The organism is Niallia sp. FSL W8-0951 (assembly GCF_038006525.1).
GTDB classification, from domain to species: Bacteria; Bacillota; Bacilli; order Bacillales; family Cytobacillaceae; genus Niallia; species Niallia circulans.
The window spans coordinates 755,656-770,235 of the sequence record NZ_JBBOVK010000001.1; the positions used below are offsets into that span (position 1 = coordinate 755,656).

At 36.5% G+C, this 14,580-nt stretch carries 11 protein-coding genes; all 11 read left to right on the top strand.

Annotated features, from left to right (window positions below; all coding sequences use genetic code 11):
- Positions 1 to 34 precede the first annotated feature (34 nt).
- The 11 genes from NSS71_RS03375 (at position 35) to NSS71_RS03425 (ending at position 14,555) form a co-directional block, all read left to right on the top strand.
- Entirely contained in the window at positions 35 to 265 is a 231-nt protein-coding gene (locus NSS71_RS03375) for an acyl carrier protein (protein WP_016201082.1), read from the top strand.
- A 427-nt stretch (positions 266 to 692) separates the two neighbouring features.
- Positions 693 to 1,433, top strand: coding sequence for a ribonuclease III (rnc, locus tag NSS71_RS03380; protein WP_047939968.1), 741 nt, complete (start codon positions 693 to 695; stop codon positions 1,431 to 1,433).
- 64 nt (positions 1,434 to 1,497) lie between these two features.
- Positions 1,498 to 5,067 (top strand): chromosome segregation protein SMC, encoded by a 3,570-nt coding sequence (gene smc, locus NSS71_RS03385; protein ID WP_061796732.1) that lies wholly within the window; start codon positions 1,498 to 1,500, stop codon positions 5,065 to 5,067.
- A 165-nt stretch (positions 5,068 to 5,232) separates the two neighbouring features.
- Complete coding sequence (ftsY, locus tag NSS71_RS03390; protein WP_341151292.1) at positions 5,233 to 6,222, top strand: signal recognition particle-docking protein FtsY; 990 nt, start codon at positions 5,233 to 5,235, stop codon at positions 6,220 to 6,222.
- Between the two features lie 141 nt (positions 6,223 to 6,363).
- Positions 6,364 to 6,630: a hypothetical protein gene (locus tag NSS71_RS03395; RefSeq protein WP_061796729.1), complete on the top strand. Its 267-nt coding sequence runs from the start codon at positions 6,364 to 6,366 to the stop codon at positions 6,628 to 6,630.
- Between the two features lie 365 nt (positions 6,631 to 6,995).
- Positions 6,996 to 9,341 (top strand): hypothetical protein, encoded by a 2,346-nt coding sequence (locus tag NSS71_RS03400; RefSeq protein ID WP_251686930.1) that lies wholly within the window; start codon positions 6,996 to 6,998, stop codon positions 9,339 to 9,341.
- Positions 9,338 to 10,270 (top strand): ABC transporter ATP-binding protein, encoded by a 933-nt coding sequence (locus NSS71_RS03405; protein ID WP_095257560.1) that lies wholly within the window; start codon positions 9,338 to 9,340, stop codon positions 10,268 to 10,270. Before NSS71_RS03400 ends, NSS71_RS03405 begins: the two co-directional genes overlap by 4 nt.
- Positions 10,267 to 11,112, top strand: a complete 846-nt coding sequence (locus tag NSS71_RS03410; RefSeq protein ID WP_095319945.1) for an ABC transporter permease — start codon at positions 10,267 to 10,269, stop codon at positions 11,110 to 11,112. Before NSS71_RS03405 ends, NSS71_RS03410 begins: the two co-directional genes overlap by 4 nt.
- Positions 11,113 to 11,119: 7 nt before the next feature.
- Complete coding sequence (locus NSS71_RS03415) at positions 11,120 to 12,679, top strand: hypothetical protein (RefSeq protein ID WP_341151293.1); 1,560 nt, start codon at positions 11,120 to 11,122, stop codon at positions 12,677 to 12,679.
- Between the two features lie 8 nt (positions 12,680 to 12,687).
- Entirely contained in the window at positions 12,688 to 13,698 is a 1,011-nt protein-coding gene (locus NSS71_RS03420; RefSeq protein WP_061796720.1) for an AAA family ATPase, read from the top strand.
- Positions 13,695 to 14,555 carry a DUF58 domain-containing protein gene (locus tag NSS71_RS03425; RefSeq protein ID WP_061796718.1) on the top strand — a complete coding sequence of 287 codons (861 nt, stop codon included), beginning with the start codon at positions 13,695 to 13,697 and terminating at the stop codon, positions 14,553 to 14,555. Before NSS71_RS03420 ends, NSS71_RS03425 begins: the two co-directional genes overlap by 4 nt.
- Positions 14,556 to 14,580: the final 25 nt, after the last annotated feature.

Below are 14,580 nucleotides of genomic sequence, written 5' to 3' on the forward strand. Positions count from 1 at the left end.
TACTCTATAATGCATTTGAGGGGAGGTGAAATAAATGGCAGATGTATTAGAGCGTGTAACAAAAATCGTTGTAGATCGTCTTGGCGTAGAAGAATCAGAAGTAACTTTAGAGGCTTCTTTCAAAGATGATTTAGGCGCTGACTCTCTTGATGTAGTTGAACTTGTTATGGAATTAGAAGATGAGTTTGATATGGAAATTTCTGACGACGATGCTGAAAAGATTTCTACAGTTGGTGATGCTGTGAATTACATAAGTAATCGCTAATCAGTGTTTAAAAGCTCCGTTGCAACGGGGCTTTTAATTTTGTATATTAGCGGTGATTTATGTATATTCTATGACTGAGGAAATATCAGGAAAATCCATTATGAAAATGGCCCTAAGAATAGATGACAATATCTGTTTGTTTGATGTATACTAATAACTAAATACTTATTATTATAGGCGAAATATGAGTTATTGGACGGACAGATATGGATTCGTTCAAAAGAATAACAAATACAGCGTTTATTGACGCATAAAAGGATAGAAATAGTTTTTCTTATGTGAAGTGGGGTTAGCCCCCTAGTGGTAGCCCGATTTCTGTAATAGAAAAGGCTTGGAGAGAAAAAACTTTCCAAGTTTCTTTGCGTTTTTTATCTTTTTTACTTAAACTTGAAATGAATTGTAAACTTAGTGCTAAGGTGGATGCAAAATGCGAGGCAATCGAAAAGACAAAAGAACTGTTCGACCAAATGAGAAAAAAATGAAGGAACTCCAAGAAAAATTGGGGATTCATTTTACGAATGAAAAACTATTGAAGCAGGCTTTTACCCATTCATCATATGTGAATGAGCATCGAAGAAAACCACATGAAGATAACGAAAGATTAGAATTTCTTGGGGATGCCGTTCTAGAATTAACGGTATCTAAATTTCTCTTCAACAAATTTCCGATGATGAGCGAAGGAGAGCTGACTAAATTGCGGGCTGCAATCGTGTGTGAACCATCGCTTGTTTCCTTTGCTAATGAACTTTCCTTTGGCAAGTATGTGCTCTTAGGCAAAGGAGAGGAAATGACTGGGGGAAGAACTAGACCAGCGCTGCTTGCTGATGTATTTGAAGCGTTTATTGGTGCTTTATATTTAGACCAAGGATTGGATTCAGTGGTAGCATTTTTAGAGGAAGTTATTTTCCCGAAAATTAATAACGGTGCTTTTTCTCATGTGATGGATTTTAAAAGTCAACTACAAGAATATGTACAAAGAGATGCTGTTGGAACAATCGAGTATAAAATATTGCTTGAAAAAGGACCCGCACACAATAGAGAGTTTATTTCACAAGTCTTTTTAAATAATCGAGAACTTGGAACAGGTATGGGTCGTTCCAAGAAAGAAGCAGAGCAGCAAGCTGCCCAAAAATCATTATTAATGCTAAAGGCGGAAAGTGAAAACTAAATGCTCAAAAAAACGAACGAAGAAAAACAACTAGAGGAAAACAAGGAAGAATCGGGGTGAGGTCATGTTCTTAAAACGGTTAGATGTTATCGGTTTTAAGTCATTTGCAGATCGGATTTCTGTCGATTTTGTGCCAGGTGTGACGGCAGTAGTAGGACCAAACGGAAGTGGGAAGAGTAATATTACGGATGCAATTCGTTGGGTACTTGGAGAACAATCTGCAAAGTCCTTGCGTGGAAGTAAGATGGAGGATGTTATCTTTTCAGGTAGTGACTCAAGAAAAGCGGTTAACTTTGCAGAAGTGACGTTAACTTTAGAAAATGAAGATCATTTCCTGCCATTGGATTTCCATGAAGTAAGTGTAACGAGGCGTGTATATCGATCAGGAGATAGTGAATTTTTAATTAATAAACAATCTTGTCGTCTAAAAGATATTATTGATTTATTTATGGACTCAGGGCTTGGGCGCGAAGCATTTTCGATTATTAGTCAGGGAAAAGTCGAAGAAATCTTAAATAGTAAGGCAGAGGATCGCCGGTCTATCTTTGAAGAAGCAGCAGGCGTATTGAAATATAAAACTCGTAAGAAAAAGGCAGAAGGAAAGCTTGTAGAAACACAAGATAACCTAAACCGTGTAAATGACATACTACATGAATTAGAAAGTCAGGTTGAGCCACTAAAGATTCAAAGCTCAATGGCTAAGGAATATTTACATCATCGAGAGAATCTTGAATCGATTGAAGTGGCCTTAATGGTTCATGATATTGAAGAAGCGCATGAGCGATTTGAAGCTATTTCAAAGCAATTAGAAACATATAAACAAGAAGAGCTAAAGCTATCCTCTATGCTGCAAAATAAGGAAGCGAAGATGGAGGAAGTGAAAAATGAAGTAGCCGCTTTAGATGAATCGATTGATGATCTTCAACAAGTACTTCTTTTAGTGAGTGAAGAATTAGAAAAATTAGAAGGTCGAAAAGAAGTATTAAAAGAACGAAAGAAGAATGCAACACAAAATCGTGATCAGCTTGAAAAGAGCAAGGTGGAGCTGCAAGAAAGAGTAGAAACTCTTGTGCTGCAAAAAGAAACGCAAGAAAAGCTTGTTCATGAATTGCAAGCAGAGTCGAAAGCGATTGAAGAAACTTTAAAAGCTAATGAAAAAAATCTTGCTCTTTTTAATGAGAACCTAGAAGAAAAAATTGAGATGCTAAAAAGCGACTATATTGAGATAGTGAGTAATCAAGCAGCGGCAAAAAATGAATTGAATTCGGTTATTCAACAACTAGAAAATCATGAAAAAAGGACATCGCAGCTTGATGAAGAAAATGCTAACTTCACAAATGAGCGTATGCAAATTCAAGAAAAAAAGACTAAGTTTACGGAGAAATTGAAGGAACTATCTGATGAACTGGAGAAATGGTCTAAACACTGGCAGGAAAAGCAAAGTCATTTTCAAGGAATAGAAGCAAAGGTTCAACAAGTAGAGAAGGCGCTTTATCAATCTTATCAATATGCACAGCAGGCGAAATCACGTAAAGAAATGCTTGAGGAATTAGAAGATGACTATTCTGGATTTTTCCACGGAGTAAAGGAAGTACTTAAAGCTAGAGGGAAATCCTTACAAGGGATTAGAGGTGCAGTTGCAGAATTAATGCAAGTACCAAAGGAATATAGTGTGAGCTTAGAGATTGCATTAGGTGGATCGATGCAGCATATTGTGGTGGAAACAGAACAAAATGGACGGGAAGCAATCGCTTTTTTAAAGAAGAATGGGTTTGGACGAGCTACGTTTTTACCAATGAATGTTATTAAGGGAAAAACGCTTGCTGATTCCCAACTACGATTAATTCAAGGGCATCCATCCTTTATTGGGGTTGCTGCAGATTTGATTAATTATGACAGTCAATATCGGGAAATTATCCGTAGTTTATTAGGAAATGTTGTGATTACGAAGGATTTAAAGGGCGCCAATGAGATGGCGAAAATTCTTCAATATCGTTCCCGTTTTGTAACGTTAGAAGGGGAGATAGTTAATCCTGGTGGGTCGATGACTGGTGGAGCGATGAAGCAGAAACAAGCTTCAATCATCACCAGAAAAGGAGAATTAGAAGAGCTTAGGAAAAAGATTTTTGAAATGGATAAAACATCTTTAAAGCTTGAGGAACAGCTGAAAAAAGGAAAAGCAGCATTGCAAGCAGAAGAATCATCGATAGAAGAAGCGCGCTTAAAGGTGGAAGATCTTCGTTTCCAAATTCAGACATGGAAAGATGACTTAAAAGAGGTGGAATTCGAAGAAAGAGCAATGAATGATAAATTGTCTCTATATGACCGCAATAAGGCCGATTCACATCAAGAGCAAGAGCTTCTGCAGCAAAGAAGAACTGTTTTGCAAGAAAAACTGGAACAGCAAAGTAAAAAGTTATCTGAATTAGATAAAGAGATTGCTTTAGTTACCGAGCAAAAAAATAAACAAACAGTTTCCAAAGAATCAGTCGTAAATACAATTAGTGATTTACGAATTCAGTCGGCAGCTAAAAAGGAACAGCTCCGCCATGAAAAGGACAAGTTAGCAGCTATCATTCAAGAACATGAATCAACAGAAGAAAAGTGGGAGCTTGTCAAAGAGGACTTACGCTTGCTTTCTTCTGAAATGAGTAATTCTCATTCAGGGGAAGCGACATTAGAAGAAGCAGCAGAACAAAAACTGCAAGAAAAACAAGAAACGATCCAGCTTATTTCTTTACGCAGAGAGGAAAGATTGCAAAAACAAATGCGCTTAGAAGAGCTGGAGCTGGAAACAAAGGAGCAGCGCAGGCTTCATAGAGGGATTGTTCAAGCACTAAAGGATGAAGAAGTTAAATTAAACCGTGTAGACGTGGAATTAGATACACGATTAACGAATCTACGCGAGGAATATTTATTAACGTATGAAGGGGCTAAGCTTGATTATCCTTTAACATTAGAAGTCGAAGAAGCCCGTAAAAAGGTAAAGCTCATTAAATTAGCTATGGAAGAACTAGGAACTGTAAATCTTGGGGCCATAGAGGAATATGAGCGAATCTCGGAAAGATACGAATTCCTGCTCGAACAAAAAACAGATTTAGAAGAAGCGAAGGATACCCTTTACCAAGTAATCGATGAAATGGATGAGGAAATGAAAAATCGATTTGAGCAGACATTTGAAGGGATAAAGGCTCATTTTGAAACGGTATTCCAAAGTTTATTTGGTGGAGGAAGTGCTGATTTAGTATTAACAAATCCAGAAGATCTTTTAAATACAGGAGTAGAGATTGTAGCCCAGCCACCAGGGAAAAAACTTCAAAATTTAAGTCTTTTATCTGGGGGAGAAAGAGCGCTAACAGCCATCGCTTTATTATTCTCCATTCTAAAAGTAAGACCAGTTCCTTTCTGTATTTTGGATGAGGTGGAAGCGGCATTGGATGAAGCAAATGTATTCCGATTTAGTTCCTATTTAAAACGTTATAGCCATGAAACACAATTTATTGTTATTACTCACCGCAAAGGGACAATGGAAGAAGCAGATGTTCTTTATGGGGTAACTATGCAAGAGTCAGGTGTTTCAAAGCTAGTTTCCGTTCGATTAAGTGAAACAAAGGAATTAGTTGCAAATGGATAATTTTTTTATAGTTAGTTAGAAGCTTAATTCGCTTTAATAAACATTTCTAATTTCACTTCCGAGGCCTGTTGCTCTGTCAAGATAGAGGCCTTGGAAACTTTTAATGTTTACGATAAGCAGTTTACATGTACATAACCATATTTTTTAATGAAAGAAGGGATAATAATGAGCTTTTTTAAAAAGTTAAAAGAAAAAATGTCTCAGCAGACTACAACCGTAACGGAGAAGTTTAAAGAAGGCTTATCGAAAACAAGAAATAACTTTTCCGAAAAAGTAAATGAACTTGTGTCACGTTATCGAAAAGTAGACGAAGATTTCTTCGAAGAGCTGGAAGAAATCTTAATTGGAGCAGATGTTGGTTTCGAAACAGTCATGGAACTAATTGATGAGCTAAAAAAAGAAGTGAAAAGAAAAAATATTCAAGATCCAAAAGAAGTACAAGATGTAATTTCCGAAAAGTTAGTTGCTATTTATCAGAATGGGGAAGACCAATCCTCTACGATTAATATGCAAGCAGAAGGCTTAACTGTGATCTTGTTTGTTGGCGTAAATGGAGTAGGGAAAACTACGACAATCGGTAAGCTTGCTCATAAGTATAAAGAGGAAGGGAAAAAAGTTTTGCTTGCTGCAGGTGATACCTTCCGTGCTGGAGCAATCGAACAGTTGGAAGTATGGGGAGAGCGTGTCGGTGTGGATGTCATTAAACATACAGAAGGCTCTGATCCAGCAGCAGTTATGTTTGATGCTGTACAGGCTGCTAAGTCTCGTCAAGCAGATATTCTTCTTTGTGATACAGCTGGAAGATTGCAGAATAAAGTGAATTTAATGAAGGAATTAGAAAAAGTTAAGCGAGTAATTGAACGAGAGGTCCCAGGTGCACCACATGAAGTTTTACTCGTGCTAGATGCCACAACTGGGCAAAATGCTTTAGTACAGGCTAAAACATTTAAAGAAACAACAAATGTAAGTGGCATTGTACTAACAAAATTAGATGGAACAGCAAAAGGTGGAATTGTGTTAGCAATTCGAAACGAAATACATATTCCAGTTAAATTTGTTGGATTAGGTGAAAAAATGGACGATCTCCAAAGCTTCGATCCAGAAAAATATGTCTATGGTTTATTTTCAAACTTAGTAGAGCAAAGTGAAGAGTAAAAGAGAGTTAGGTTGGAAAGATGTCGTAAAGGAAACTTACGACATCTTTTTTTAACTGAATGTTAAATTATTGCAAAAACGTAATAAAAATAAGGATAAGAATAATAATAAAAGTAATATCTTTTTTTGGAGGGAAAACGTTTGATTATTCAAAGCGTTGTATTGCTTATTCTTATTGGAGGCGTTGTCTTAACAGTAAAAGGTCATCTTGTTCAGCATCATGCTTATGCTCAACTAGGTGATTCCTTACCAGCCAAAAAATTGAAAGGAGCAGAAGGAGAAAATTTCCTTACGCTAGAAGAAGAAAATCTTTTTTTAAGCAGCTTATCTGGCCTGCGCATGAAAATAATTGGTGCCATTCTAATAGCAATACCAACTAGTATCCTTATCCTTTTCCATTTAAACTAGCTTGTGTTCAAAGTTAGTTGAATTGCCTTTAAAGATTGAATGAAGGCGAAATGAGTATTTTACAAAAAAATACTAGCACCGATAATTATAGAACAATATTAAAATCAAACTTCTGTTAAAAGGTTACAGAAGTTTTTTTAAATGCTTCCCAAAAATAGTTTCTAATACATAAAACATTTGCAACAGTCTCTTCGTCTAATGAAGGAGAGACATTTATTTTGTAATATTCAAAAATATATATGTATAAAAAGTTTGTATTAGTGTAAAATTACATTATAATATTTTTGTCATTTACTGTAGGGAGGAAACAACTGTCAATCGTTTATTAATTAGAACCAAAAAATAGAAAATGGGGGAAACATAGTTTGCGAAAAGTAAAGAAAGTGATAATTATATGTTTTATCTTGTTCTTGGCCACTACTTTTATTGTCAAAGAAGCAAATGCTGCTTCTACTGACACAATAAAAATCACAACAGAAGCTGGATTAGCTGGTAAGGTAATGGATGGAAGAGGATTTCAATTAAAAGTTACAATGGAAAATACAGGAGAAGACTTTAAAGGAGATTTATTAATTCCCTATTCTCCAAGCTATGAAGCTGGAGGACAAACATTAGTTTCTGTCGATATCCCGGCAAATAGTAAGAAGACCTATATGGTCACAATCCCTGGGATTTCTTCTGATACAGATTATGCTAACAAAAAGATGAAATTATATCGCGGAAGCTGGCAGAATGGAGATGAAGTAACTTTTACTGGAGTAAAAGAAGTAAGGGTAAATCTTATCCCTGAACAGACTTTAGGTATTCTTACTGATCAATATGATAAATTTAAAGATTTAAGAAAGCTGCCTAGTAATTCCATTTATACAACGGAAATGATCAAAGAAGAAATACCTGATCAGGCATTAGCGCTTGAAACAATAAGCTATCTGCTGGTTGATCAATTTTCACTGAGTGAATTAACGGATGAGCAGCAGCAAGCAATAAAAAAATGGATTGAAAATGGAGGTATTTTGATTACTGGTGCACAACCAAATGGAAAGCAAGCATACGGTCATTTAGAAACATCGATGCCGCTAGCACTTGGCAAAAAAGAACCTTTTTCCTTGACGGTTCTAGACACAAAAAATAAACAGCAAGCGAAAATAGATGGTTATCAATCTACCTTAATAGAGGGCGCAGAAGCAATTGTTTTACATAATGACCAGCCCATTATTGCGAAAAAGGAGCTCGGTGAAGGAAAAATTATACAAGCTTCCTTTTCACTTAGTGATTCCAGTTTTCTTGGCTGGTCCGGATTTAATAGTTGGATAGAAAAAATACTATTAGCTGAAAGTTCGCAGCATGCCAATAATTCTCAATATAACAGTAACCCAATTGGTGATCTCTATAATAGTTTTGTGCAAGCAAATGAATATTTCGAGAGCTCCACTATTTCCACTAGTATATTATTAATTATTTTGACAGGTTATTTGCTTGTTATTGTGCCGATTTTATACGTTGTGTTAAAAAGAATCGACAAACGGGAGCATGCTTGGTGGATTATACCGAGCTTATCGATTCTTTTATCGATTGCGGTGTTCCTAACGGGTGCAAAGGATAAAATAAGAAATCCGCAATTTAATGAAATGGGTGTCTATCAATATAGCAATAACTATTTATCTGGATATCAAGCTACAACTCTTTTATCGAATAAATCTGGTGATTTTACATTTATGTATGATAAAAATTTGTATACTCCTATTCCTTTTACTGGATATGGAGAATTACAAACGAAGGCCGTTACAAAGGAAAAAATTAAAAAGAATGAAGTGATTTTTCCGGATGTAGAGTATTGGTCCAGTCGTACTATGTACGGCAAGTCCAGTATCCCAGTAGAAGGTGGATTCAGTCATAAGTTTGAAACAACAGAAAAAGAGATTACTGGTTCCATAACAAATCATTTTCCATATGATTTCTCCAACCTATTTATATGGTCGGGAACGGAAAAAATCGAATTAGGTTCTCTTGCTGCTGGAGAAACAAAAAAAATTAAGGTTTCTCGTAAGCATAAGTATTTTTCTAAACCATCTGATTCGAATCAAGGTTCCTATGTTTATGATTACAATGGAAATGATTTAAATGAATATAGAGAATTAGTTGCTTCAGGCTTGGTGTTGAATACGGAGTATTTTCAGACTGTGACAACTGGAGATCCATTATTAATTGGAATTACAAATGAGGATATCATCAAGGTTGGTTTAACAAGTGGAAAGGTAACAAAGAACAGCACTAATTTAATAATGGAGCCTCTTACAATAGCCAATAATTTTCCTGGGCCTTTTACCTTGAATGAAGGAGATATGTACCAGAAACTAGCAGTAATTAAAGGAACTGTCTATAATCAGAATTTCCAAGAAAATGATTTTACGTTAGAAGATGGGGAGTATCTCTATACACTTGGAATTCCGAAATCTTATGAAGATAGCTTGATTGCTTTTGAATCTATTACGATACAAGCAAGCGGAACTCCAGGTGTGAAATACAGTATTTATAATAAACGCACAGGAAATTATGAAGAAGTAAAAAATCTTTTCAAATTGGAGAAACAAAAGATTGCCAACTATTTGGATGAAAATAGAAAAATTACGCTGAAGGTGAATAAAGCAACAAATGGAGACCCATACATGCAATTGCCAACTGTTAAGGTGAAAGGAGAGATAAAAGAATGATAGAAATTAAAGGTCTTTCCAAGAAGTATGGAAAGTTTACAGCACTTGAACCATTAGATTTACAAATTGAAGCTGGATGTGTGTTTGGGTTTGTCGGCCAGAACGGAGCTGGTAAATCTACGACCTTCTCCATTCTTGCTACCTTATTAGCACCTACTTCTGGAACAGCAACGATAAATGGTGCAGATATTATCAAACAGCCGAAAGAGGTTAGAAAACAGTTAGGGTATATGCCTGATTTCTTTGGTGTTTATGATCAGTTAAAAGCAGAAGAATACTTAGATTTTTATGGTGCTAGCTATGGAATTTCAGCTGCACAAAGAGAAAAGTTAATTCCGCAGCTGTTAGAGCTAGTAAATCTTTCTCATAAGAGAAAAGAATATGTTGATCTTTTGTCGCGAGGGATGAAACAGAGACTTTGTCTTGCCAGAAGTTTAATTCATGATCCAGCAGTTCTTATTCTAGATGAGCCTGCATCTGGATTGGATCCACGTGCACGAATAGAAATGCGGGAGATTTTAAAAGAATTAAAGAATATGGGAAAGACCATTCTGATTTCTTCACATATCTTGCCAGAACTAGCAGAAATGTGTGATGTCATTGGTATTTTGGATCAAGGAAAATTAGTAGCGCAAGGAACGGTTTCAGCTATTCAACAGCAATTACAGAGTGAAAAAATCATTAATGTCAAAACATTTGATGTACAAAAAACGATTGCATTTTTGGAAGAAAGTCCACGAATTACAAAGATAGAAGTGCTGGAAGATGGCAAAGCAGTTCAGTTCCTCTTTAAAGGTGGAGATAAAGAGCAGCTAGAATTATTAAAAACAGCGATTCAAAAAGAAATTCCGATTATTAGTTTTTCAGAGATGGAGAGCAATTTAGAGGATGTCTTTATGGAGATTACAAAGGAGGTTGAATTCTCTTGAAAGCTTATTTCATGAATCCAGTATTAAATAAAGAGCTAAAGCTACGTTTTCGTTCAGGAAAAACATTTGTCGGAATTCTGTTTTATCTGCTTGCACTTACCTTGCTGATGGTTGCTTTAATGTATGTACTCAGAACCTCGAGCCCAAATGGATTTTTTAAACCACAGGAAAGTCGCTTGATGTTTATGTTTTTGGCGTTTGTTCAATTAGGATTAGTTTTATTTATTACACCAGGACTGACAGGTGGGGTGATTAGTAGTGAAAGGGAAAGACAAACCTTAAGTATTCTTTTAACAACCACCCAAAGCAGCTTTACGATTATTCTCGGCAAATTGCTTTCGTCCATTTCGTACTTAGTACTATTAATTTTAGCAAGTCTTCCGATATATAGTTTTGTGTTTTTATATGGTGGGATTTCGCCAACGCAGTTAACACAAGTATTTTTCTTCAGCTTATTTACGATGCTTGTCATTGGCAGCTTTGGTGTTTTATTTTCAACCCTCATACGCAAAACAATTGTTAGTATGGTGACAACCTATAGTGTTGCGTTATTTATTGTGGCTGGAACGGCAGTTATTTCTCTTATACTTTTTCAAATAGCGAATATTCATGCTTCTGCGACTCCGGCAAAAGTTCCATCTGTATACTTTAGTGCCATGTTTAATCCTGGTATTGTGCTTGCAGATATATTTGAACCAACTGTTTCGGAACAAATTAAAGAATTGACAGGCATTAAGTTTCCGATTTGGGCTGCCCACCTTATTACTTATTGTATTGTGATTGCACTGTCACTAACAATTAGTGTTCGTAATTTACGTGCCAATATGAAAAAGGGAAGTTGATAAGTCTATGGAAAATCTTCAGCAGTATAAGGAATTGCTCAAACCAGTAAGAAAATCTATTGTGAGAGAGTTGCTTGCAAAAGAGCTATGCCTATTACTAGCACTTATAGGAGGAGGATTTCTCCTCCTTTCCATAATGGCGTATCTTTTTATTCTGCCTTTTTTGTTATACTATCTCTTCGCCGTGCTGGGTCTTGGTGTTTCCATTTCTCTCCTCCGTTTATGGAGAAAATGGCCAACAGAAAAACAAGCGGTAAAACTATATAATCAGTTTGTTGCCGATGATTATGCAACGACGGCCTTTTCCTATCTACATAGTGAAGGTGCGGTCGAACAAGTAGTTGTAAAGCAAGCGATAGCGCAAATGACAGAGAAACAACTAGCTGTATTAAGCCGAAAGAAAAGATATATTTATCCGAAATTTATTCTTTCAGGAATGGTATGTTTCATCATTTGTCTACTGTTACAGTTTTTTCCATCAGCTAATATGGAAGCTGCCAAGAAAAAAGAGAATGAGATAAAAACAATCGCTAAAGCGGAAAAGGAATTAGAAAAAGCGATAAAAAAAGAAACAGATAAACAGGTGAGAAAAGAGCTAAGACAAATCCAAAAGCAATTAGAAAAGAAGGACACGGTCGAAAAAACCTTTGCAGAATTGGAAAAACAGGTGAAAGAGCTCCAGCTGCAAAAGAGAAAGATTCAAGAGAAAAGCAAGGAACGCCAACAGACAGAATCCATGCTGAATGAGGCAGGTTTGAAATCTCTCGCTAAGGCTATCTCAGAGAAAGATAAGGAAGGAGTACAGAAAGAATTACAAAAAGCAAACGAACAATATAAACAATTAACAGATCAACAAAAAGATGCTCTCAATCAATTGACAGGTGCAAATAAGCAATTATCAGAAGAACAGCTTCAACAGCTATTAAAACAAATGGATGAATTGCTGAATAATGAGGAATTGCTGCAACAATTAGAAACTGTGCAAGCAGAACTTGACCAGGTAGGGAAAAAGCTGGAGGATGAAAGTCTAGCAAATGGAATAACAATCCCTAAGTCTCGTACGGTTGCCAATGGCTCAAGTAATAATGAAACAACTTCTTCAGGAGAAACAACTACCAGTAGTCAGCAAGGGCAGAATGATAAGGGCAACTCAACAAATGGAAATAATGGTTCTTCCAGCTCGGGTAATGGTGCAGGTAATAGCAATGGATCAGGATCAGGCTCAGGAAATGGCTCCGGTTCAGGCAATGGTGCTGGTGGATCAGGGAATGGGAATGGCCCAGGAGCTGGATTCGGAAGCGGAAGCAGAGAATTATTAACAGTACCGGAAAAAACAGATGGAAAAGATAATGTCGAAGTGGATTCAGGTAAATTAGGCAATGGCAAGCAAGGTCAGATGACAGAAGGGGAAGGTCCCGTTCTAAAAGGGAATATTCGTCCGTATGAACAGGTATTTTCAGAATATGAAGCTTCTTACAGGGAAAGTACTTCAAGATATAAATTGCCAAATGACTTAGAAAATATTGTAAAGAACTATTTTACTGATATCAAACCAAATGAAAAGTAGGGGAAAAGATGGAAAAAGAACTAGTGGAACAGGATTTTATCCAAGCAGAGGCTTTGCTTAAAAAGGTGAAAGAGGAGATTGGCAAATTCATTGTCGGACAGGAAAAAATTACTGATGAGGTACTTTGGAGTATGCTGGCAGGTGGACATGTACTTTTAGAAGGACTTCCAGGTCTTGGAAAGACGATGATGATTCGCACTATTTCGGAAGTCATGGACTTATCCTTCGCGCGAATTCAGTTTACGCCAGATTTAATGCCAGCAGATATTACTGGTACGATGGTGCTGCAGCCTGATAATAAAGGAAAACAACAATTTCATTTTCATGAAGGACCTTTATTTAAGCATATTGTTCTTGCAGATGAAATTAACCGTGCAACACCGAAAACGCAAAGTGCTTTATTGGAAGCGATGGGGGAGAAAACAGTCACCATTATGGGGGAAACGAAAAAATTAGCAGCGCCATTTTTTGTATTGGCAACACAAAATCCCCTTGATATGGAGGGAACTTATCCATTGCCGGAAGCTCAGTTAGATCGGTTTCTATGTAAATTGCATGTTACTTATCCGTCAAAAGAAGAACTAAAAGCCATTATTAAAAAGACTACTGGAACGGAGTCAACTGTATTAACGCGTGTTGCCTCTGTAGAGGATATTCTTCATTTACAAAGTCTTGTCAAACAAATTCTCGTTGCGGATGATATTTTAGATATTGCTGTCAATATTGTTTCTGCCACTCATCCTGGTTCGGAGGATGCGACAGAATTAGGAAATAAGTATATTCAGGCAGGGAGCGGTCCGAGGGGACTGCAGTCCTTAGTAAACATGGCAAAAGCAAGAGCATTAGCTTCTGGAAGATTGCATGTCTCCATGGCAGATTTGCGTTATGCGGCACTACCAGTGTTTAGACATCGAATTTTGCTTAATTTTGAAGGGGAAATTGCGGGCATTACGACTGATCAAATTATGGAAGATATTTTGGAAAAAACATTACGCATTGAAGCAGGGAAGGGACGATGAAGAACTATCATTCCTTATTAGCAAGAATGAACCGAAAAAGACTGCAAGTTTCGACGAAGGGTGCAGGAATGCAGAATGGTCGAAGAAAATCTCATATTCACGGAACCTCCTTGGATTTTGCTGATTATAAAATCTATCATCCTGGTGATGATATTCGCCAAATCGATTGGAATGTATATGGCCGAACTAATAAGCCATATATTAAAAGATTTCAAGATGAAAAGGAGATATCAGTTAGTATCTTCCTTGATGGGACTGCCTCAATGAAACAAATACCTTCCAAGTGGGAGCTAGCAAGAGAATTAGCAGCAGGCTTAGCTTATATCACATTATCCCATGAAGATAGACTGAGTTTTTCTGTTGTTTCTACAAAGCATTCCTTTCATCGCAAAGGTTCAGTTCATAATAAACGAACCTTTTATGAGATTGTTGATGTAAAGGAGCAGACGATTAATGAAAGCTTCACACAATCATTAAGCAGTTCTATAAAAGCGCCGACACAAATGATTATTTTGATAACAGACGGTTTAGAAGCTTTGCCATTATTTGAGGAAAGTTTTAAACGATTAAAATACCGCAATCAGCAAATATGGCTGATTCAATTACTAAGTGAGAGCGAGATTCATCCGAATCTATCTGGTGACATACAATTAGTCGATAGTGAAAATGGAAAAACCGTGGATGTAAGTCTAAATAGCTCGATTAAAACACTTTATAGAAAAAGACTCGATCAGCATAATCAAGAACTAGAAGTTCTTTGTGCTACAAATGGTATCCGTTATTGCCAAATCAGCGATAAACTGGATATCCAAACGATTATTTTACGAGAACTGGCGTTTGCTGGATTGGTTCAATAATTCTTTTTCATTACGAGCCAAAAGG